Consider the following 21,679-nt stretch of genomic DNA (forward strand, 5'->3'; position numbering starts at 1 on the left):
AACGGCGAGACCTACGATTCCGGGCCCGTGCCGGGAAGCTTCTTCAACTACCAGGAGTACAAGGAGGCGTCGTGGAACGTACCGAACGGGTACCTCGGGGTTGATCAGACCCACAAGTTCCAGGCCTGGGTTGTTTGGGACGCCATCGCCACCTCGCACCACAACCTGTCGCTGAGCCTCCTGCAGACCTTCTTCTCCGGATCCCCGTACAGCGCCTCCGGGAGTGTTGATGTGGTCGATTACGTCGGCGATCCCGCTGACCTGGGCTATTACGGCTGGCCAGGGACTCCAAATTACTTCTTCTCTGACCGTGGCGCCTTCCGGACGGATGACGTCACCCGCACCGATATCTCCCTCAACTACTCCTTTTTCATCAACATCGGCGGGAGCCAGCTCGAGATCTTCCTCCAGCCTGAGGTGGTCAACCTGTTCAACGAGCACGCCGTGGTCGATCCCAACAACACCACCCTGACCTACCGCAACGACTCCAGCCTCGAGTCCTTCGATCCCTTCACCGAAACGCCCGTCGAGGGTGTCAACTGGCGCAAGGGCTCCTCGTGGGGTGAGGCGCAAAGTGAGGGTGATTATCAGCAGGCGCGGACAGTCCGCTTCTCGGTCGGCCTGCGCTTCTGACCTTCCATCGAATTATTTCTCCGGCCCCGGTGCTGTGCGGCGCCGGGGCCTTTTTTTGCCAGCGATCGGTGGTGTGATTCTGTTACCATGACCGGGCATTTTCGGCCTGGAGGAGGTGTCATGAGACTCGTTTCAAAAATTATGGTTGCGACCCTGGTGGTCGGGTCACTCGTTCTCATCGTGCCCGACACCGAGGCGCAAATGGCGCGCATTTCCGGCAAAGTCGTTGATCCGGAAGGAAATCCGATTCCCGGCGTGACCGTCACGGTCACCACGCCGGACTCGGAGAAGTTCGAAGTAGTGAAGAAGACCAACAAGAAGGGCGCCTTGACGCTGTCCTTCGGCAACATAGAGTGGCGGTACGAGATTCGCCTAGAGAAGGATGGCTACCAGACGAAGGTCGAGCAACCCCGGCTCACTGCCGGCGGTACGATCATGGCGCAGTGGATATTGGCGCCGAATTCCGCTGCTCAGGCCGAGGCGGACGCCGAGGCTACGGGCGGCGGAAGTGGCGGCGACAAGGTGGTACGGACATTCAACGAGGGTGTCGAAGCGCAGCGTCTCGGAGATCTCGACCTGGCGGAGCAGAAGTACCGCGCGGCCGCCGAAATGAAGCCCGAAATGGCTGCGCCGCACACCGCACTGGCAGCGGTAGCGGCCCTGCGCGAAGACTGGGCGACGTCGGCCGCCGAGGCCGAAGCTGCGATCGCCCTCGACCCGGAGGATGTCCGCGCGATGCAGATACGTTTCGACGCTTATCGAAACCTCGGCGACGAGGCCAAGGCGGATGAGGCCGCAGCGGCGCTACGCGAGGTGGGAAATCTCGATGCGGCCGCGAAACGGATCTTCAACGAGGGAGTCGATGCCTACACGGCCGGCGATGTCTCGACCGCGCAATCGAAGTTTCAACAGGTGATCGACCTCTCTCCGGAATTGGTGGCCGCTTACATCGCGCTGGCTCAGATCAGTCTGACCCAGGGCAGTCCGGCTGAAAGTCTGGCCATGGCGAAGTCCGCCCTCGAACTCGAGCCGGACGATGTTCGTGCCCTCCGGATCGGGTTCGACGCTGCGCGGCTTGCCGGGGACACCACCACCTCGGGGCAGATGCTCAGCCGTCTGGTCGAGCTCGATCCCGAGTGGGTGACGACGGTGGTCTACGACCACGCGGTTCAGCTCTTCGACAATAACCAGCTAGAGGCGGCTGTTTTCGAGTTGAACTACGTCCTGCAGGCCGACCCCGACATGGCTCGTGCGCATTTCATGCTCGGAGTGGCGCTCTACAACTCGGGCAACGTCGAGGAGGGTGGATCGCACCTGCGGAAATTCATCGAACTCGCGCCCGATGATCCGGACGTCGAGATCGCGAAGGGCCTGCTCAGCTATCAGCAATAGGGCTTCAGGCAATCCGGAGGACCGCCGCCTTGCGAAGCAGTGCAACACGATGCATCACGGCATTAGTCGTGATAATTCTGCCGATTATCGGCTGTTCGCGAAATGGTAACCCCGGGTTGAGGGTGGCCGGAAAAACCTCACTCGTCGTGATTTCGGTAGATACCCTGCGATCCGATCATTTGCCTGCCTACGGCTATCGCGGTGTAGAAACTCCGGCGGTTGACACACTGCGCTCCGATGGGATCCTTTTCGAACGTGCCTACACCCACGTCCCTCTGACCCTGCCTGCCCACGTCTCGTTGCTGACCGGGACACTGCCGCCGACTCACGGGGTGCGGGATAATCTCGGCTACCCGCTGGATACAACCAACACCCCTCTCCTCCAAAGGACGCTGAAGGTGGCGGGCTATGCGACAGGCGCAGGCGTGTCAGCTTTCGTCCTCCGGCGGGCCACAGGGATCAGTGAAGGCTTCGATTTCTACGACGACGGCATCGAGCTCATCCCGGATCCGAGCAAGCCGGGGATCCAGTCGGCCCAGCGCCCCGGAACCGAGACCCTCGAGGCGGTGCTGCCATGGCTGCGATCGGTTGCCGACCGACCATTCTTCCTCTTTTTCCACATCTTCGAACCCCACACCCCTTATGACCCTCCTCCCAAGTTCGCGGTTCGCTATGAATCTCCCTACGACGGTGAGGTGGCGGCGGCAGATGCAGTGGTCGGCCAGTTGATCGATGAGCTGCGTGCACTCGGTGCGTACGACGAGACCTTGATCGTCTTTCTCTCCGATCACGGCGAAGGCCTCGGCGATCACGGCGAAGACGAGCACGGAGTGTTTCTCTATCGCTCGACGCTGCAAGTGCCGCTGATCCTCAAGATGCCGGATTCGGAACGAGCCGGTGACACGATCAGCCACCCGGTGCAATTGATCGACCTGTATCCGACGCTGACCGGAATTCTCGGATTGCCGGACGATGCCCGGCTCGAGGGCGCTTCGCTGTTCTCCGAGGAGAGAGCTGGTCTTCCGCAACCTTCGATCTATGCCGAGACGCTCTACCCTCGCCTCCATTTCGGGTGGAGTGATCTCAAGGCACTCGTCGTCGGCAGCCACCATTTCATTGACGCGCCGCGGCCGGAGCTCTATGACCTCCTCTCGGATCCTGACGAAAGGCTGAACCTCGTGCAATCGAAGCCCGAAATGGTGGCGGATCTCCGGGCAACGATGAGCGCTTATGACCGGGAGGTGGCAGCGCCCCAGTCGACCGACGCCCAGACTCAACGACGGCTCCAGGCGCTCGGGTATATCGGCGAAACGACGCTGATCACCGACAACGAAACGCTCCCAGACCCGAAAGACCGGATCACTGTACTCGCGGAAATTCGTCACGCGCACCGCCTCTTCGCTGATGGGAACCTCGTGTCGGCGGTGCCGGCGTTTCGTCGTATCGTCGACAGAGAGCCGGGAATCGAGGACGCGTGGGAATATCTCGCGCTTGCACAACTCGGTCAGGGCCTTGCAGAAGACGCGGCAGCGACCTATCGCGACGCTCTCGACAAGGTGCCGTACTCGAAGAGACTGTCGTTGAGTGCGGCGGCACTTTTCTACCGCCTAGGTCGTGTCGACGAGGCGGCAGCTCTCGCCCGACATTCCCTGTCGTATGACCCCTCGGCCGCCCACTCGCTGCTCGCCCAGATCGCGCTGTTGCACGGTGATCTCGATCAAGCCGAGAGCGAAGCACGCGCCGCCCTAGCGGTTCCCGGGGATCGGCGTCCAGAATCACGACTCGTCATGGCCGACATTCTAATTGCACAGGGCGAGCCGCGAGAGGCTGCAGATTTCCTCTCACAAGCGTTGCACGAGGGGATCAAAAGTGACTCGCTGTGCTCGAAGCTCGCCATGGTCTATTTGAGGCTCGGTGAGCCTGACCGAGCGGAACAGGTCCTCAGAGGATTCGAGGATTCGAATGACCCGGGAATACTGCTGGCGATCGGCAAGGCGGCGATGTCGCGCCGGAACTGGAGCGAGGCGCGGCTGTGGGTGGAGCGCGCCCTCCTCGAGGCGCCGAACGACGCGGTGTTGAAGCTCAACCTCGGCATCATCGCCATGGCCCAGGGGCAGCTGCCCGAGGCAAAGACATGCCTTGAAGAGTCGGTTGCCGGCAGACCCGCCTCTTTTGATGCCTGGAACGCGCTGGGCTCGGTCAACGCGCGCCTCGGCGATTACGATCAGGCGATTGCGGCCTGGGAGCGCGCACAGGAGCTCGATCCCGAGGTCCTCGATGTGCTGTACAACCTCGGCGTCGCCCACGCCCAAGCCGGTCGGCCCTTGCAGGCAAACAGTTTTCTCGACGACTACGTCGCCCGTGCACAGCCGGGATCGCAGCGTGATCGCGCGATCGCCCTGGCGCAGCAGCTCCGCAGCCAAGCCCGATAGCACCATGAATTCCGGGGGCTGACGCAGGTCATTGGAGCTGGTCAAGGACGATGCGTGCCTGCCGCGCCCTCGGATGATTGGGGTCGGCGGCGATCGTCGCCCGCAGATGTACTTTCGCCTGCTCGGGATCTCCGAGGGGACCGGCGTAGAGGATGCCGAGCTCGAAGTGTGCGCCGGCGTGCTTCGGATTTCGAGCCAACACCTCCCGTTGGACCGACGCCGCTTCTTCATAACGGGCGTTCTTGCGGTAATAAATCCCGAGGTTGAAGAGAGCTCGCCAATCTCTGCTGTCGATCTCGGCGGAGCGACGATAAGCACTCTCCGCCTCGTTTCCGCGACCGAGCTCCTCGAGCGCGATGGCGAGACTGTTCCATGCTCCAGCGGACCTCGGCTCCTTATCGATAGCGGACCGTGCGAAACGCTCGGCCTCCGCCCACGATTGGAGTTGGATCGCGAGCGTTGCCAGGTTGAGCCACGCACGCCCGAACTCGGGGTGGTCCCGGATCAACTCGCGCCAGATAGCTTCCGCTTCGTGCGGTCGTCCGAGCTGCAACAGAGCTACCGCCGTCGAGTTGCGGGTACCAACGGAGAGGGGTGGCGCATCCGCCGCGAGCTGGAACTGTTGCCTTGCTTCCTGATTACGACCCTGCGTGGCCAACAGCTCGCCGAGAGCGACATGCAGATCGGCCCGCACTACCGGGTTCGAGTCAATTGCAGCATGGAGGGCCGACTCGGCTTCTGGATCGGAGCGTTCTGCAAGCAGTAGGGCGAGGCGGGTCATGATTTCTGAGCGAGTGGCGCCATTGTCGATCGCTTCGCGATAGACCGCGATCGCTGCAGAGGTCCGTCCAGTTCGAGCGTAGGTCGTGCCGAGCAGCAGCCAGGCCTCTGTGAATTTCGGGTTCCGGTTGAGGATTTCCCGCAGCCGCTTTTCCGCGGCCTCGAGGTTCCCCTCCGCGACCTCGACGATCTCCGCGTAGCGAAACTCGACCCAGCTGTTATCGGGATACTCCGCCAGCAGCCGTTCGAGCTCTGCTGACGCCTCTGCGGTTCTACCAAGGGCGGCGAGGTAGCGAGTTCGGTCCAGGCGCGCCTCCACGAAGCGCTCATCGAGCTCGAGGGCGCGATCGATGATCTCGAGCGCTCGTAGGTATCGGCCGCGTTGGAACTCGACATCCGCCTCGACCATTGCGGCCTGGGCGCTCCAAGGCGCCACGGCGCTGGCTTTCGCGGCCACCTCGGCGGCCTCGTCGAGGCGCCCCAGCAGGGCGAATCCGCGACTCAGATCTTGCAGCGCGGCGAGGTTCTCGGGATCTATGGTGAGAGCGCCTTGCGCACGGCTGACGGCCTCTCGAGGTTGGCCGGACACCAACAGCTCGCGGACTCTCTGCAACTCATCGTGAACCGGCATCAGCTCGACGGGGTTGCCGCGACCCTCACCCTCCGGGCGCCCTGGATCGCCGGCGGAGTATCCGAGAGCTCGGAGCATTTCAGCAGTCTCAAGGTCGACACTGACTGTGCTGCCGGTATCGTCGCGCCGCTCTGTCCAGGCTTCGGCCTCGGCGGCCAATCGTTGGACGTCACGGCTGCGCTCGGCGGCCAGATTGGACAATTCCGCGGGATCTCGCTCGAGGTCGTAAAGTTCCGGAACCGGCGCGTCGATAAACTTGACGGCGCCCTCGCGCACGCTTCGAAGAGGCGACCATCCGTAGGCGAAAAACGGCACCTCGGTCTCGGCAAAGAGGAGCCGCCGACGTGACAGATCGTGGCCTCGGAACAGCGGCACCAGGCTTTGCCCGTCGAGTGCCTCGAGCTTTGATTTCGTGTCAAGGGCCGCCAGCTCGACGATTGTCGGCACCATGTCGACCTGGCTGATCGGTGACTCTATGTGAAGACCACCGGGTAAGCCCGGAATTCGTAGGATCCAAGGCACGCGGATCGTCGATTCGTAGACCAAGAGGCCGTGGGTCTTTTCGCCGTGCTCGCCAAGGCTCTCGCCGTGGTCGCCGATCGCCATCACGATGACGTCGTCGGTCATGGCTCGGGGGTGTTGTAGCAGACGGGCGATCTGCGAGTCCGTGTAGGCGATCTCACCGTCGTAGCCCCGGTTCGGGTATCGTTCGGCCCACGGCGAGGGCGGCGAGTATGGGATGTGTGGGTCGTAATAGTGGACCCATAGAAAGAACGACTCGTTGCTGCCGAGTGTATCGAGCCAGGCGAGGGCGCGATCCGTCGTCGCCCCGGCCGGGCGCTCGACTGTCATCCGCCGTTCATCGCCGGCGACCGCGGATCGGATTTCGTCGTCGTACACCCCGAATCCCTGATCGAGGCCGTAGCGAGCCTCCAATATGACGGTCGACACGAAGGCGGCAGTTCGATAGCCGGCCTCGGAGAGCCACTCGGCAAGCGTTGGAATCTCTTCAGGCAGATAATGCGTGGAGTTGTTACGGACGCCGTGGTGTGGGGGATACAGGCCGGTGAGCAGCGAAGCGTGAGCCGGCGCCGTCACCGGAGAGGTCGCCATTGCGTGCTCGAAGACGACCCCTTCCGCAGCGAGCCGTGAAAGCGCAGGAGTTTCAACGTCTTCTACTCCATACGGTTCGAGATGGTCCGCCCGGGTCGTGTCGAGCGTAATGAGCAGTACAGAGGGGCGATTCGTGGCGTCGAAATCAAGAGCGAGCTCCGGCCGCTCGGCATCACGAGGCGAACACGCCACCCAACAGATGAGGTACAGCACGGCCGCCGCCGCCACCCATGGCCGTCGCCTTCGTCTCCTACGAGCGGACTCCGGAAATGAATACATAGTCTACCCACCCTGGCCCTTGGCGGCGTCGGCGGCGAGGCGAGCATACTCGGATGCTCGCTCACCGTCACCGAGTCGATTGTGGAGGTTGGCGAGTAGAACGTAAGCCATCTGCAGCTCCTGGCCCTTTGGTCCCTGCTGCAAACCGAGCTCGGCGAGTTCGACTGCCTCTTCATAGCGTTCTCCGCGCTGAAGAAATGTCAGCGCGAGCACCAAATATGGGCCGGGCGACTTCGGGTTTTCCTGGATCGCATCGCGAAGTACCCGCTCCTGCTCAGCCGAGCGGCCGAGTCGGCCTTCGAGGCGGCTCAAGGCGATCGCCGCCGGAAGGCTGTTCGGTGAGGAGCTGAGCTCTTTTCGATAGGCTTGCGCAGCTTCCTCGAAACGATTCTGACGCTCCAGAAGCTGGCCCCTCACCAGGCTCGCTTCGGCGACTCGTGGGTCGAGTCGCAACGCCGTGTCCACTTCAACGCCGGCCGAGACGAGGTCGCCCCGACGCAGGGCGAGCGAGGCCAGTCGGACGTGGGAGGGTGCCGATCGCGGGTCGAGGGTCAGGACCCTTCGAAACATCGCTTCCGATTCGGCAAAACGGCCGCTGGCCTCCAACATTCTAGCGAGGGCGAAGACGATGTACGGGTCCTCGGGGTGCTTCTCCCGCGCGGCCGTCAGCAGTTGTTCTGCTTGCGTGAACTGGTGACTCGATATCAGCGCATTCGCGAGCTTTGACACGAGGGAGGGATCGAGGGGTCTCTCGGCGTGTGCACGGCGCAGGGCTGAGAGGGACTCGGCCAATCTGCCCTGACGCCGGTAGAGCCTTCCGAGCTCCACCCAGGCGTCGACGAGCGAGTCGTCGACGCCGAGAATCTCGAGGAGCTTCTGCTCCCCCTCGGCGTCGTCACCAGCGGAGACTGCGCTGCTCGCCTCCATGAGGCTGTTATACAACCACAGCATGCTTCGTGGGCTCGGGAGGTCCTCGGTGGACTGTTCGTCACCAGGCTCTATCTTGCCCGCCACGTATCCGAGCGCCGCCAGCTTGGCGATGGTCTCGGCGTCAGGCGCGCTCGAGGCGTCCAGCGCTCCCTGTCCGAGACCGACAGTCAGCGCCTCCAGCTCGCGAGCCATACGCTCTGCGACATCGGAGTGGACGTCGAAGAGGTTGTGTTCCTGCAAGGGATCGCGCTCGAGGTTATACAGCTCCGGATCCGATGATTGGATGAGTTGAAAACGTCGATCCTGAAGCGCCGTCAGCGGACTCCAGCCGAAGTGGAGCTTCGGGTAACGGGTTTCGGCATACGCCGGTTTTTCCTCGAACACACCGCCGCCGCCAATCAGCGGCCATAGGCTCTGACCCTGGACGCTCTCGGGGAGCGGGAAGCCCACTGCGTCGGCGACCGTGGGCAGGATGTCGACCAGCGACACCACCTCTGGTCTCCTGACGCCGCCCGACCTCATCGACGGGTGGACGATGACCAGAGGAACTCGGGTGGTGGTCTGGTAGAGAAGCAGCCCATGGTCGAACTCCCCATGGTCGCCGAGTCCCTCACCGTGGTCTCCGGCAAAAACGATCAGGGTCCGAGCAGCGAGTTTCGACGATTCAAGAAACGCCCGAAGACGCCCGAGCTGCGAATCGGCGAAGGCCACCTCGCCCAAATAGGGATCGCCGGCATATTCCCTCGCGAACTCCGGCGGAGGGTCGTACGGGAGGTGGGGATCGTAGAGATGGACCCAGGCGAAGAACGGTTGCTCCGAGTCTGTGCGGAGCCACTCGATCGCGTCGTCCACGACTTCATTAGCGGGCCGTTGGATCTGCGCGAAAGAGACCAACGCGGGATCGTATCCACCCGTGGGTTCGGTGTAGCTGGCGAAGCCCTGATCGAGACCCCACCGTGAGGAGAGAACGAAGGCACCGACGAAGGCACCGGTGCGGTAGCCCGCGGTGTGCGCGAGCTCCGCCATCGTCGTCAGCTCTTCCGGAACTACGTAGTTGCCGTTGTCGCGAACACCGTGCCAGACGGGATATGTGCCGGTAAAGAGCGAGGTGTGCGACGGGAGTGTCAGCGGTGTCGGCGCGACGCAGCTTTCGAAGAGGACGCCCTTTTCGGCGAGTTCGTCGATGAAATCGGTTCGGACGCGCGTGTTTCCGTAGGCTCCGAGTCGGTCCGCCCGGATTGTGTCGAGGGTAATCACGAGCAGGTTGAGGCTTCGATCACGAGCTGTCAAGGGTTCCTTATTGGTGCACGCAACAAAACCGATAGTAGTGACGATTGCGATCCACACGCAGAGTAGTCTTGGTTTCGCGAAACGGCGCTCAGGATTCAGAGCGTTCATCGCTGATGATGATAATAGATCGATGAAGATAGATCTCGATCGTCGCTGCGGTGCCTGTGTGTCGTGCTGTTTTTCGGCTGCGCTGTCACGGCGTACGGCTTGATGACTCAGTGTGCTCTGTTTGCACGCCAAGGCCGTGCTCGTAGACGAGTGCGCCGCCGTGTTCGGCGGTGAGGGCGACGAGAATCAATCCCGCCAATGCCAGCGGGAGGGCGATCAGACGGAAGAAGCCGACGCTGATGCGGCGGTCGTTGCGACCGAGCCAGCTCACCAACAGCCGCACGAACGAAACGATAGCGAGTGCGGCCAGCGTCAAACCTGCGAGACTTTCGTGGTCGGCGAGGGTCGGTTCGGCGGCCGCGGGTATGATCGCCAGCCCCTCGGCGGCGCGTTCGCCCGTCAGGTAGGCGGTCCCTGCGCCGATTGTGCCCGCGACGTACAGCAGGGTCGCTGCCCGATCCAACCACGCCGTGCCGCGGAGGACCAGGCACGCGAGGTCGAGGCACGGTGCGAGCAGGATGAATGCGATTGGCAGGTGAACCACAACCACGTGGAGGCTGGGGAAGCTGGGATTGGTGAAAAGAGCCTGGATGTTTTCAATCATCACGCACCCTCATTCGGTTCGGCTCTTCTCGGGGTCGACGAAAAACCCGTACAGAGTGAGACCCGCGATAGAAAAGGCACCCATCAACATGACCCCACCGAAAAAGGCCCACGGCTGAGTGGCAACGCCGGCCTCATGGGGAATTCGGATGAAACGCTCGTACAGCCAGCCCGCCCACGGACCAGAATATATGTTGCCGATGAAGATGGCGAAGAAGGAGTAACCCAGGTACAACGCCACCTGGTCCTTTGGCGCGACCGTTCCGCAATACTCGAAGAACCTGGGCGAGCAGATCATCTCGCCGATTGACCAGACGAGAATTCCGAGAGAGATGAAAGTCGCAGTCGGCGACATCCCCGGGAAGACCCAGGAAACGGTTGCAATCGAGGTGCCGACCAGCATCGTTCTCAGAGTCGGCCAGCGGCGCGTGAGATAGGCGATGAGGGCCTGGAATAGGACGATCAGCAATGCGTCGAGCGAGATCAGCACCTCGGGGTTGAGCCAGTGGCCCGCCACCTTTGTGAGCGGCACGATCGAGTCGATGGCGGCCTCGGCGGCGTAGAGATCGGTGAAAGTCTCCACGTACAGGGGCATGAAGCCGAACAGAACGTTGATCATGCCCCAAAACCCGGAAAAGATCACCAGAAGCAGGACGAAGCGCCAGTTGGCGAGCACCCTGAGGATTTCGCGGACAATGTCGCCGAGGGTCTTCCCGGAGGCCCTCTCTTCAGCCGGAACCGGCTCCCGATAGGCCACAATCGCCTGCACCAACATCAGCGCACAGGCTGCTGCAGAGACCCAGAAGACGTAGCGGAACTCGGTACGGTTGCGAACCTGGGCTGCGACCACCGGGCCGATGAGACCGCCGGCGTTGATCATCATGTAGTAGAGGCCGAACCCGACTGGTCGGGTACTGCCCTCCTCGGTGGTCCTGGTGACGGTGCCAGAAATCGTGGGTTTGATGATCGAGCCGCCGATGGCGATGAGGCCGAGGGCGGCGCAGATGATCGTGAAATCGGTGGTAGAGCCGAGGAGGAAATAACCCCCGGTAAGGGTCGCGAAAGCGACGGTGAGGGCGGGTTTGTACCCGAACCGATCGGCGAGAGCGCCGGCAAGCACGGGCAGGAAGTAGAGGGCGCCGGTGAAGAGGCCGTAGACCACACCGTAGGTGTCTGCCGGCACGCCGAGCCGATCGACGACATAGATGCCGAGCACCATCACCATGCCGTAGTAGGCGAGACGCTCGAAGAGCTCCATCACGACTGCGGAATAGAGTGTGCCCGGAAGCTGACGGAGGAATTTGAATTCCATGGGCGGAGATTCTATCCCACCCGCCCACCCGCACGATACTGGATACTAGATCCTGGATTCTTGATCCGCCGACAGCTCAGAGAGCGGGATCAAGGAATTGTCGCATCGAGCATCCAGCATCCAGCATCCAGCATCCAGCAAAAACGCCCTCCCGGCAAGGGGAGGGCGTCGTATCTGAATCGGCTCCGCTGGCGTCAGTTCGCTTCCATTTCAGACGGTGAGAGCGGCATCGGCACCTCTTCCTCCCCTTTGAAGTCGGTGAACTGAAGCCACTCGACATCCTCCCAGTAATCGTGCACGGATTCCGACGCCTCGTCGTCGGTTATCACGACATTCTTTGCCTCGAGGAAGGTTCCGGTGGAGGCGAAATAGGTAGCCATCGCCTTGCGGTATCCGACCCTCGCCTGGATCTCGGCAAACCGGGCAGAGGCTAACGCGTCCTGAATCTCTGATACCTGAAAGTTGGTCGAAAGGCCATTGGCGAACTTGGTCTGTTCGGCCTCGAGATTCCGGACCGCGAGGCGGCTCGATGCGACGGCGGCATCGATGGCGGCGGCTCCGTCCTCGAGCGCGCGTACCGCGAACCTGACCTGGCGGGTGATCTCCTGCTTGAGGGCGGCGAGCTGAGCGCCCGAGCGGTCACGTTGATAGCGTGCCGCCGCGAGCTGCTCCTTGGCCCGGTGATTACCCATCGGTACCGAGAAATTCAGACCGAGGGTCCACCTCGGGAAATCGAAGTCGAAGACCTGGCTCGCGGCATCGCCCCAACCCTCGCGAATGGTGATCGGCTCTCCGGTGTCGGGATCCTCGACCGTCCCCGTGCCGCTGACGCCCCCCCAACCGTAGGATCCGGTCAGGTCGAGGCGCGCGAGGGCTCGGTTCCGCGCGACCTTGACGTTCGTGTTGAGGCGCTCCATCTCGAGCTCCTGCCGGATGATGGCTGGACGCTTCTGGAGGGCGATCTCGATCGACTCCTCGAGTTCGGGGCGGATCGGTTCGACGTTGTAGGAATCGGTGGTCTCGATCCGAACCTGCCACTCGTGTGGCAGGTCGAAGCCGAGCAGACCCTTGAGGTTGTCTTCGGCGTTTGAGGCCGCATTCTCGGCGTAGATGAGCTCCTGCCGGCGGGTCGCGACCGTGGCCTCGGACTGGACCATGTCGATCGGAGCCGAAGTGCCGACCTCGACTCGTTGCCGAGTTTCCTCCAGGAGGCGTTCGGCGAGTTCGAGTGACTGCTCGGTGACCGCGATTGCCTGCCGGGTGGCCACCAGCTCCCAGTATGCGAGCTCGACGTCGGCCAGGAGTTGAATGATGTCGACCTCGAAAGCAACCGCGGTCTGGTCGCGAAGATTCTCCTCGATGATGATCTGGTAACGGGTGGCGGTGGTACCGAATCCGTTGAGCAGGGGCTGGGTCAACGAGAAATTGAGCCGAGCATCCCAGCGTGGATTGAGGAAGTAGAACTCCGAGTTGGTCTTGCCGCGATTGGACAACCACGATGCCTCGAGCTCGGTGCCGCTGGGAAGGAGCTGATTGACGCCGATACCGAAACCCATGTTGTCGCTTACTGCGACGTTTGCACCCTCGAGAATGGTTGACGTCGGCGCCTTGGTCGAATCGAATCCGAGGTCGGCCCACAAGGTCGGATCGAATATCCCGCCCGAACCGCGCACGTTGGCGTTGGCGATGGCCATGTCGTACCGCCCCACGTGGAGGTTCAGATTGCGAGCAAGGGCAAGCTGGTAGGCGCCTATGAGATCGAGCTTGAGGACGTCTCCCTCGGTCACCGGCAGGCTTTCGACCTGCGCCGGCAACGCGGAGACTTCGAGTTCGGCGGCGGTGACCAACCCGACGGATGCGGCAAGCAGTATGGCAGTGAGAAGAGCTGTTTTCCTGGTGTTCACGATGAGGCCTCCTTCGATCTCGGTACGCTCATGTTCTACGCACCAAAAGATGAAAAGTTCGCCGAATGCGTGCGACTGTCAACATCAAAACGGACTTCTTCAAGATTCCTTACGAAGTTCTGACCCTGCTATTCACCGGGCATGCCTGCATCGCTGGATCGACCTTTGCTCCCGACCCTTGGGTGTTGGACATCGACAGCATGCGAAATCCTCTCGAGTGGGGCCGAGGAAAAGGATATCAGACGGTCGGGCGTTCACATCGGCCTGCTGGGCTCCGACCTTGCGCCTCCAGATGTCGTCGAACCACTACCGCCTCGCGTCGCGCTGCCGCGGAATAGGTGGGTCTGTGCTTACAGCGTTGATGCCGGATCAACGTCGATCACCCGCCGCACATTCCTCGGCACCTTCAGAGTCTCGGTCTTCTCCAGAACTCCGCGCAGCAGCTCTCGGTTGGCGGCGGAGATCAGGAGCTGCCAGCGCCACTGGTTTCGGATGCGTTCCAGAGGGGCGGGAGCAGGCCCGCGGAGCCGTACGCGGTCAGGGAGCGGTGAGATGACTGCTGCTGCGGCCTCCGCCGCGGTCCTGCAGAGGCGTTCATTGGCGGCTTCGAACCGCACCAGTGCGAGACGGGTCACGGGTGGGTAGTCGAACCCGCGTCTGAAGAGGATTTCTTCCTCCAGAAACGTCGTCACATCGTGTTGGCAGGCGAGGCGAACTGCAGGATGATCCGGGTAGTAGGTCTGGATCACGACTCTCCCGGGCCGATCACCACGGCCCGAACGGCCCGCGACCTGGGTGAGGAGCTGAAACGTGCGTTCGCCGGCGCGAAAATCCGGCAGCCCGAGCATGGCGTCGGCCGAAATGACACCAGTCAGGGTGACATTTGGAAAGTGATGACCCTTGGCGACCATCTGGGTGCCGATGAGGACTTGAACCGCTCCCGAAGCGAACGCGCCAAGCGTCTCCTGGAGCCCGGACCGACGTCGCACCGTGTCCCGGTCGAGGATCGCACTGGTCACTCCGGGAAAGAGGCGATCAAGGTGGTGGGCGACCTTTTCGGTGCCGGCCCCGACCGCGTCCAGGAGCTTTCCTGCGCACGACGGGCATTGGTGTGGCGACGCGGCTTGGTGATCACAATAATGACATCGGAGGTCGCCCGACCGACGATGGACCACGAGCGACACCGAACACGAAGGGCATTCGATACGATGGCCGCAATCGCGGCAGAGCAGAATCGGCGCCCAGCCACGGCGCTGCATCAACAGGATTGCCTGCTCGCCTCGCTCGACAGTTTCCTCGAGCAGCTCGCGCAGTCGGCGTGAAAACAGCGTGCGGCCCTGTTCTCCAGGCTCCGGAGGCTCGCCTCGAAGGTCCACCAGTTCGACCTCTGGGAGCTGGCCGCCCGCCACCCGCCGGGTCAATCTGAGGTGTCGGGCAAGGCCTCTCTCGACCAGTGCCGAAGACTCGACGGACGGCGTGGCCGAGCACAGAATCACCGGCACGCCGAGATGTTGTGCGGTCACCAGCGAAAGGTCGCGCGCGTGGTAGCGAGGTGTTTCCTGTTGTTTGTAGGCGGCGTCGTGCTCCTCGTCGACAACGATCAGACCGAGGTTGTCGAACGGGGCGAAGATGGCGGACCGCGGGCCGACCACGATCCTGGCCCGCCCGTCCCTGATCCTCTTCCACTCCCTCCACCTCTCGCCCTCCGAGAGCGCAGAGTGAAGGATCGCGGCTTGTGAGCCGAATCGCCGTTCGACCGCGCCCGACGCAGCCGGGGTCAGGCCAATCTCCGGTACCAGAACGAGGCCGCTCTGGCCGCGTTCCAAAACCTGTTCGAGGCACCGCAGATAAACCTCTGTCTTACCCGATCCGGTAATTCCTTCGAGGAGAAACGGTGCGTACTCTCCGGCATTCACGGTCGCGCCCACCGCGTCGACGACGAGCTGTTGCTCAGCAGTCAAGCGATGGCGCGTGTCCGTGGGTTTGAGAACCCAGCGCGGTTTTCTCGGAGCCGGCTGCCGGAAACGAAGAAGGAGGCCCGCGGAGTCCATCGCACGCAGGGTCGAAGGTGAACAACCGACCGCGCCGCAGACCTCGGAAGCAAGCGCAGGACGGCCCTGCTCGGCCAGCCACTCGAGAATTTCGCGGCGGCGTGGCGCCCTACTGCATCGCTCGAGCAGCTCTTCGATAGGCGTGTCGGGCAGTTTGACGGCGGTGACTTCCGCTTCGGGTGACCGATCCCGACGGCTGCTTCGGACGGTCGCGAGACCAGCCTCGACCAGAGCATCGAGGGGGCCGCGGCTCACGGCTCCGGCGCGTGCGAGAAGGGCCGGGACGCCGATCTTGGCGGTCGATTGGAGCACGGAGAGGACCTTGCCTCTCTTGCCCGAAAGGGCCTCCGGGTCCGTCCCGGCGCCGGCTGGCGTCAGCCTGGCGATCTCCCCGTCTGACCGCAGCAGGCCGGCGGGGAGCATTGCGGCGAGGGTGTCGCCGAGAGGGCTGCGATAGTAGCTGGAGATGAAGTCGGCGACGTGGAACAGATGGCCCGGCAGCAACGATTGCTGGTCGACGACCTCGTGCAGTGGTCGTACGATATCCGAAGCTATGTCCGCGGTAGGTGAGACCTCGACCAGCACTCCAGTGACGATCTTCTTTCGCAGAGGTACCCGAACCCTCACGCCGGGCACCGCAAATGGCACGAGATCGTCCGGGATGGAGTAGGTGAGCGCATCCGGAGCGCTCTTCGGGATGGCGACCTTGGCGAACACCCGGCCATGGTAGCGCGGAGCATCCGGCCATTGGCCGGAGTGTAGAGTTTTGAATAATGGGTTTTGAGTTTTTCGAGGGTCGTCCGGAGGTCGCGGTAACTCAACACTCAAAACTCAGAACTCAAAACTCAAAACTGATGGAGGCTGAGATGGGGGTGGTAGGGTTGGGTGGATGGGTGTGAAAAGAGTCCACGGCGACATCGAGGGCGAGCGCCTGAATTCTCAGCAGGAAGTCTTCGAGCTGGTGCGACGCATCCCCCGCGGGCGGGTCATGACCTACGGACAGATCTCGGAGGTGATGGCGAGCCGGTTGTCGCCGCGTGCGGTCGGTTGGATGATGCACCGCTGCCCCGACGGCATCCCCTGGCAGCGAGTCGTGAACGCCTCCGGTGGCTGCTCCACCGATCGATTGGCGGACTTCCCCAAGGGACTGCAGCGGTCGCTGCTGGAGGAGGAAGGAGTCGAGTTTCGCGCCAACGGCACCCTCGACCTCGAAGTTTACCGCTGGTGGCCAGCCCGTTCGGGTGATGACGAATAACGGTCTATCCGTTTCGGTCGTGGGCCGGGTCGTCGGTCCGCTCGTGTTCCTGATCCTGATGCTGACCTCCGGCGGCGATCTCTCGAGCGACGGGAAACGGGTCGTCGCGGTCGTTCTCTGGATGGCCGTGTGGTGGATGACCGAGGCCGCGCCGCTGGCGGTGACCGCGATGTTACCTCTGGTGCTGTTTCCGCTGCTCGGCGTTCGCGGCGTTCGCGATGTGGCGCCGAACTACTCCGATCAAATGGTCTTCCTCTTCCTGGGGGGGTTCATCCTCGCTCTGGCTGTCGAAAGCTCCGGGCTTCATCGGAGGTTTGCCCTAGCGATTCTGGACACCGTCGGTGCGTCGCCGAGGCGGCTGGTGTGGGGATTCCTGCTCGCTACGGCCCTGCTTTCGATGTGGCTTTCGAACACTGCGACGACGCTGATGATGCTGCCGATCGCGGCTGGGGTGGCCTCGAGGCTGGATAGTGAAAAAGCGCCGATTCGGCTCATGCTGGCGGTCGCCTACGGCGCCTCGATCGGTGGCATCGGGACCCTGGTCGGCACGCCGCCGAACCTGGTGTTGGCGGGCATGGCGCCGAATTTGTCACCAGACCTCCAACCGTTGACCTTCGGCGGCTGGATGCTCTTCGGTGTGCCGTTTGTCATGCTCTTCCTGCCGGTTGTCGGCCTTCAACTCGGACGTGGTTTGGCTGGGGGCGGCGGCCGCGATCCCAACTTGGCCGCCGAACGTGCGGCTCTCGGCCCGATATCCACGGTCGAGCGCCGCGTCGCCGTACTGTTCGGGGTCACGGCATTTTCGTGGGTGACGCGCGCAGGCCTGGACTTCGGCTTCGTCTCGATCCCGGGCTGGAGCGACGTGCTGGAGGGCTGGGGCGTGATCCCCGATGCCGGTCTTCTGACCGATGCCGTGCCGGCAATTGCTGCGGCCATACTGGCGACTCTGTTGCCGTCAGGGGCGGGCAACGGAAAGCGAATGCTGACCTGGGACGATATTCAGAAGGGCGTGCCGTGGGGGGTACTGCTGCTCTTTGGTGGTGGTTTCGCGATTGCCGATGCAGTGCGCGCGGCCGAGGTCGACCAGTGGCTCGCCGGCAGGCTGCAGGATCTGTCGGTCTTTCCGCTCCCTCTGGTGATCCTCGCCGTCTGTCTGATCACCACCAGCGCCACCGAGCTCACCTCGAACACGGCGACCGCCACCCTCCTGATGCCGGTCATGGCGGCCCTGGCCAGCGTCCTCGGGGTCCATCCCTATCTGCTGATGGTTCCGGCGACGGTGTCTGCTTCGTGCGCCTTCATGCTGCCGGTCGCGACCCCCCCCAACGCCATCGTCATCGGCTCGGGCATGGTGTCCGCGCGCGATTTCTTCCGCGAGGGGATCTGGCTCAACCTCGCTGGAGCGATTCTCACCACGCTGGCCGTCCTGACTCTTGGCCGATTCGTCCTGCCGCTTGGATAGGCGAGGATATCGATTCTCAATTCTCGGTTTTCAATTTTGAATTCCCGGTCGTCCACCCCGAGAACGGCACGGGCGGCGGGGAACTGAGGATCGAGAATTCAGAATTGCGAATTGTCGTAAAGACTGAGCGGGCGCAGGCGATCCGTTAGACCGAGTTCGTGACAGCGCCGCCAAAAGAGCTCGATCGCCGCGAACTCGCGTGGTCCGAGATCGTATTGGAGGATGCTGCACAGATACTCGACAGCGAGCTGCTCGGACCAGCCGGACTCCAGTGCATGAGACGCGGCGATCTCGTCGATGCGGCTTCGGTTGCGATCTCGACATCGGACGAGCACTTCGGGGTGATTTCCGAGGTCGTTGCCGGCGCGGGCGAGCCAACAGGCAAAGACGAACGGCAGCCCGGTGATCTGCTTCCATGCCGCCCCGAGGTCGAGCTCGAAGGGGTACAGCTCTGGGTTTGGCCGGTTTCGGACCACCTTGTCGCCGATCAACAGGACGGTTTCGGGCGGCGACGCCGAGCCGTTGACATCGGTTGATACGAGGGTGTCTACGGACGGAAATCGTTGGTACATCTCATCGAAAACAACCTTCAGCAGGGCAACCGAAGTGTGGCTGTCACCGTCGGTCTGGACGTGCGCGACCTCGTCCATCGGCACCCGGCTGAAGACCCTGACGGTCAGAGTCGGACCATCGGAGCCGATAGCTCCCGCCGGAACGATCGAGAGCTCGGTCGGTGAGAGCTGGAAATCGATCACCGGGCAGAGGGCGACTGACGCGCGATCCTCGAGCAGGGTCTCGAGAAGGCGGCTCGGTACGTCGGTAAAGAGGCGAATCCCGGGCTCTTCGTCAAGACCTTCGATCAACGGCCTCGCATTGAGGAAGCTCACAGCTGCAATCGTGAACCTGGACGGCACCTGGGACCTCAGCTCCGGGGATCGTGGGGCATGGAGCCGCGCCGGCTCCTCAGATAGGCGAAAGGTGTGGCAAAAAGGAAGTTGGAAACCCTCGACGTGTAGACGTCGGCCGAACCTTCGATCTGGCGCGAAAGGTGGCTCTTGTCGTTGCCGGCGCGCAAGAGGCCGCCCCAGCTCGGGTTCTCGAGCTCGGCCGCCTCGCGCGCGAGCGGCGCGATGCGTTCGTCGAGTTCTAGAGTTGCGGCCCGCAGGCGGGCGATTTCGGCTTCGAGCTCTTTGGCGGATGCCTCCGGCTGCTCTCCATAACCCTGGTTGAGGCGCTGCAACGCGAGCCGGCACCGGCTATGGGCGGTTTCGAGATCGACCTTGGCCGCCATCATGACAACCAGCTCCTTTTCGGTGTCGCGGAAGCCTTCCACTGCAGCCAGCTCCTCCTCGAGCTCACGCAGGATCAGGGCGGTGCGCCAGCGAAGCCTCGATTTTGACATCTTGACATCGGCGAAAATGTGGTCGCCGACATAGAGGATGGCCGCGCCTGAAAGCCCCAGGTATTCTTCGACCTTGGTCGCATCGCCGCCGAGATAGGCACCCGGGCCGGGAATCGGTCCGGCCACCGGCTGGAGCAATCCTGCCTCCTCGTCAGCGATCGAGAAGAGAGGAAGGTTGTAGCTGAAGAACCCCGGCTTGCGTGCGCCGACGATGACCAGCTCGAAGAGATCCCGCCAGGTGTAATCAGGTTTCAGAAATCGATCATAGGCGTAGGACATGATCCTCTCGGCGTAGGGCCACTCCGAGTTCGAGATCAACATCAAGCGTTTGCCGGCCTTGACCTGATCGAGCAGCGCTATCGGTGCTTGCGGGTCGAGGAGGATGTACGGCTCGGGGTCGGCCATGATGTCGGCCTTGAGTGAACCCTCGATGTGAGTCATGTCGAGCCGTGAGGAAACCTCACGGTAGAGGTCCTCGTAGCCGTGAACGTCCGGCAGCAATCGTTCGTCGTAGAGATCAACCAGCTGAGCGTAGAAGCAGCTCGCAGAGAGCGAAAAGAGGGTGTTGAGAAAGACGAAACGCGGTTCCGAGAGATCGACCGGAGTGTGGCGGTAAACGGCCCGTTGTTGGTCGAAGCTCATCGAGTGGGTGCCGTGCGCGGCGCGCATGACATAGCCGAAGCGATTGGCCTTGACGATATTGCCGAGTTCGGTGTCGATGACGAGGCCGCGGATGACCAGATGAGGGTCGAATTTCAAGTCTTCGATAGGCCACCCATCCTCGACAAACAACTCCTTGAGCCGGTCGTAGACGCGCTGTTCCCAGACCTCGGCGTGGTAGTGAACCAGCGTGTAGTCCATGTCGTAGCCGATGGCCCCGATAGTGCGCAGATTGAGCGTACGGTTGGAGTAGATTTGCCGTCCCGGCGGCACTCGTTCGAGACCCATTGTCGATTCCATCATTACGCAGAGTCTAGCAGCGTTCTGCATCTCCGCTTGAACTTGTTCCCGGCGGCCCGCCCGATGCGACCCTGTGTGGTGTTCGCGCCGATTCCGGACCTGAGGCCGCGTTTCGCTCATCGGCTTCGTCGGGATGATCACGACGATGCGGGTTGATCGTTGCTTTGAACGGGACATCAGGTCGCACGGTTTTGGGCAACATCGTCACGAAGAGCGCGAGGCGGTGCCAGATGCCGGTTTCGCCGCCGGCCCGCGGCCGGAGGCGTAGTGGAGCTACGTTGAGGACCGCGGGACAAGGCGGGGACGGCAGATGGCGCCGTATCGTGTTCTGCAATAGATGTTCGCCCAAAACCGTGTGACCAACAAAAAAGCAAGCCCGCGAACGGGCTTGTAAAGGAGGAGATTGTCCGGTGCGTCCAATAACATCGTAGGTTCCGTCGCACCTCGAGGCCGTGAGCATGGTCACACCCGTCCCCTCCCCACCCGAAGATTTCACCCACCTGGTACCTTCCCCCCTGTCGCGGTCGGGATTCCGAATTCAGAATTCCTCATTCCGAATTCGGTGGGTGGTTGGGGGGATTATTCCTCCGGCTTCACCACGCCGATATATGGCAGCGTCCGGTACTTCTCCGCCCAGTCGAGACCGCAGCCGACGACCCACTCGTCGGGGATCTCGAAGCCGAGGTAATCAATCTGCGCGTAGACCTCGCGACGGTCGGGCTTGTGCACCAGAACGCAGGTCTTGAGCGATGCGGGTTGGCGCGCGGCCAGAGTGCGGACGAGATAGGCGAGGGTGTAACCGGTATCGACAATATCTTCGACGATGAGAACGTGCTGGCCGGCGATATTCCTCCGGAGATCCATGATCATGCGGACCGCCCCGTCGGTCTCCGTGTGGTCGCCGTAGGTCGAAAGGGCCATGAAATCGACGCTTCTCGGGATCGTCAGATGGCGGGCCAGGTCGGCGAGAAAAATGAACGACCCTTTGAGGACCCCGACCAGAATCAGGTCATCCACGTCTCGATAGTCAGCCGAAATCCGCCGCGCGAGCTCTTCGACCTTCTGGTGGATTTCATCCTCGCTAATGAGGACTTCAGGCATTTCTTCGGGCATCGCATCCCCTTTTCTCGACGGCTGGAAGA

Annotated in this window: 14 protein-coding genes; 5 read left to right on the forward strand and 9 right to left on the reverse strand. The window is 62.5% G+C overall.

Annotated features, from left to right (window positions below):
* The 3 genes from LJE93_06425 to LJE93_06435 form a co-directional block, all read left to right on the forward strand.
* Positions 1-633: hypothetical protein (locus tag LJE93_06425; protein ID MCG6948535.1), on the forward strand; the 633-nt coding region annotated here is incomplete at its 5' end.
* A gap of 120 nt (positions 634-753) precedes the next feature.
* Positions 754-2,025 (forward strand): tetratricopeptide repeat protein, encoded by a 1,272-nt coding sequence (locus tag LJE93_06430; protein MCG6948536.1) that lies wholly within the window; start codon positions 754-756, stop codon positions 2,023-2,025.
* 122 nt (positions 2,026-2,147) lie between these two features.
* Positions 2,148-4,457 (forward strand): sulfatase-like hydrolase/transferase, encoded by a 2,310-nt coding sequence (locus LJE93_06435; protein MCG6948537.1) that lies wholly within the window; start codon positions 2,148-2,150, stop codon positions 4,455-4,457.
* A gap of 28 nt (positions 4,458-4,485) precedes the next feature.
* Here LJE93_06435 and LJE93_06440 read toward each other — a convergent pair whose 3' ends face one another.
* The 6 genes from LJE93_06440 to priA form a co-directional block, all read right to left on the reverse strand.
* Complete coding sequence (locus LJE93_06440; protein ID MCG6948538.1) at positions 4,486-7,260, reverse strand: sulfatase-like hydrolase/transferase; 2,775 nt, start codon at positions 7,258-7,260, stop codon at positions 4,486-4,488.
* 3 nt (positions 7,261-7,263) lie between these two features.
* Positions 7,264-9,588, reverse strand: a complete 2,325-nt coding sequence (locus tag LJE93_06445) for a sulfatase-like hydrolase/transferase (GenBank protein ID MCG6948539.1) — start codon at positions 9,586-9,588, stop codon at positions 7,264-7,266.
* 85 nt (positions 9,589-9,673) lie between these two features.
* Positions 9,674-10,192 (reverse strand): hypothetical protein, encoded by a 519-nt coding sequence (locus tag LJE93_06450; GenBank protein MCG6948540.1) that lies wholly within the window; start codon positions 10,190-10,192, stop codon positions 9,674-9,676.
* Positions 10,193-10,201: 9 nt separating this feature from the next.
* Positions 10,202-11,503 carry an MFS transporter gene (locus LJE93_06455; protein ID MCG6948541.1) on the reverse strand — a complete coding sequence of 434 codons (1,302 nt, stop codon included), beginning with the start codon at positions 11,501-11,503 and terminating at the stop codon, positions 10,202-10,204.
* A 194-nt stretch (positions 11,504-11,697) separates the two neighbouring features.
* Positions 11,698-13,407 carry a TolC family protein gene (locus LJE93_06460; GenBank protein ID MCG6948542.1) on the reverse strand — a complete coding sequence of 570 codons (1,710 nt, stop codon included), beginning with the start codon at positions 13,405-13,407 and terminating at the stop codon, positions 11,698-11,700.
* A 350-nt stretch (positions 13,408-13,757) separates the two neighbouring features.
* A complete protein-coding gene (priA, locus tag LJE93_06465; protein MCG6948543.1) occupies positions 13,758-16,175 on the reverse strand; it encodes a primosomal protein N' in 2,418 nt (805 codons plus the stop codon).
* Between the two features lie 172 nt (positions 16,176-16,347).
* On the opposite strand from priA, the gene LJE93_06470 reads away from it, so the two are divergent.
* Entirely contained in the window at positions 16,348-16,713 is a 366-nt protein-coding gene (locus LJE93_06470; GenBank protein MCG6948544.1) for an MGMT family protein, read from the forward strand.
* Positions 16,703-18,175: an SLC13 family permease gene (locus LJE93_06475; GenBank protein MCG6948545.1), complete on the forward strand. Its 1,473-nt coding sequence runs from the start codon at positions 16,703-16,705 to the stop codon at positions 18,173-18,175. Before LJE93_06470 ends, LJE93_06475 begins: the two co-directional genes overlap by 11 nt.
* A gap of 98 nt (positions 18,176-18,273) precedes the next feature.
* Here the strand turns inward: LJE93_06475 and LJE93_06480 are convergent, their stop codons facing one another.
* The 3 genes from LJE93_06480 to hpt form a co-directional block, all read right to left on the reverse strand.
* The gene (locus LJE93_06480; protein MCG6948546.1) at positions 18,274-19,089 is read right to left on the reverse strand and encodes a menaquinone biosynthesis protein; all 816 of its coding nucleotides are present in this window, start codon (positions 19,087-19,089) and stop codon (positions 18,274-18,276) included.
* 8 nt (positions 19,090-19,097) lie between these two features.
* On the reverse strand, positions 19,098-20,540 hold the full coding sequence (locus LJE93_06485) for an HAD-IG family 5'-nucleotidase (GenBank protein ID MCG6948547.1): 1,443 nt from the start codon (positions 20,538-20,540) through the stop codon (positions 19,098-19,100).
* Positions 20,541-21,116: 576 nt separating this feature from the next.
* Positions 21,117-21,650: a hypoxanthine phosphoribosyltransferase gene (gene hpt, locus LJE93_06490; GenBank protein ID MCG6948548.1), complete on the reverse strand. Its 534-nt coding sequence runs from the start codon at positions 21,648-21,650 to the stop codon at positions 21,117-21,119.
* Positions 21,651-21,679 lie beyond the last annotated feature (29 nt).

Source organism: Acidobacteriota bacterium (assembly GCA_022340665.1).
Classification (GTDB): domain Bacteria; phylum Acidobacteriota; class Thermoanaerobaculia; order Thermoanaerobaculales; family Sulfomarinibacteraceae; genus Sulfomarinibacter.

Excerpts from the sequence above, each read along its gene's own strand:
- LJE93_06430 (MCG6948536.1), top strand. The coding sequence starts at position 754 with ATGAGACTCGTTTCAAAAATTATGGTTGCGACCCTGGTGGTCGGGTCA.
- LJE93_06440 (MCG6948538.1), bottom strand. The coding sequence starts at position 7,260 with ATGTATTCATTTCCGGAGTCCGCTCGTAGGAGACGAAGGCGACGGCCA.
- LJE93_06445 (MCG6948539.1), bottom strand. The coding sequence starts at position 9,588 with ATGAACGCTCTGAATCCTGAGCGCCGTTTCGCGAAACCAAGACTACTC.
- LJE93_06450 (MCG6948540.1), bottom strand. The coding sequence starts at position 10,192 with ATGATTGAAAACATCCAGGCTCTTTTCACCAATCCCAGCTTCCCCAGC.
- LJE93_06455 (MCG6948541.1), bottom strand. The coding sequence starts at position 11,503 with ATGGAATTCAAATTCCTCCGTCAGCTTCCGGGCACACTCTATTCCGCA.
- LJE93_06470 (MCG6948544.1), top strand. The coding sequence starts at position 16,348 with ATGGGTGTGAAAAGAGTCCACGGCGACATCGAGGGCGAGCGCCTGAAT.
- LJE93_06475 (MCG6948545.1), top strand. The coding sequence starts at position 16,703 with ATGACGAATAACGGTCTATCCGTTTCGGTCGTGGGCCGGGTCGTCGGT.
- LJE93_06485 (MCG6948547.1), bottom strand. The coding sequence starts at position 20,540 with ATGATGGAATCGACAATGGGTCTCGAACGAGTGCCGCCGGGACGGCAA.
- hpt (MCG6948548.1), bottom strand. The coding sequence starts at position 21,650 with ATGCCCGAAGAAATGCCTGAAGTCCTCATTAGCGAGGATGAAATCCAC.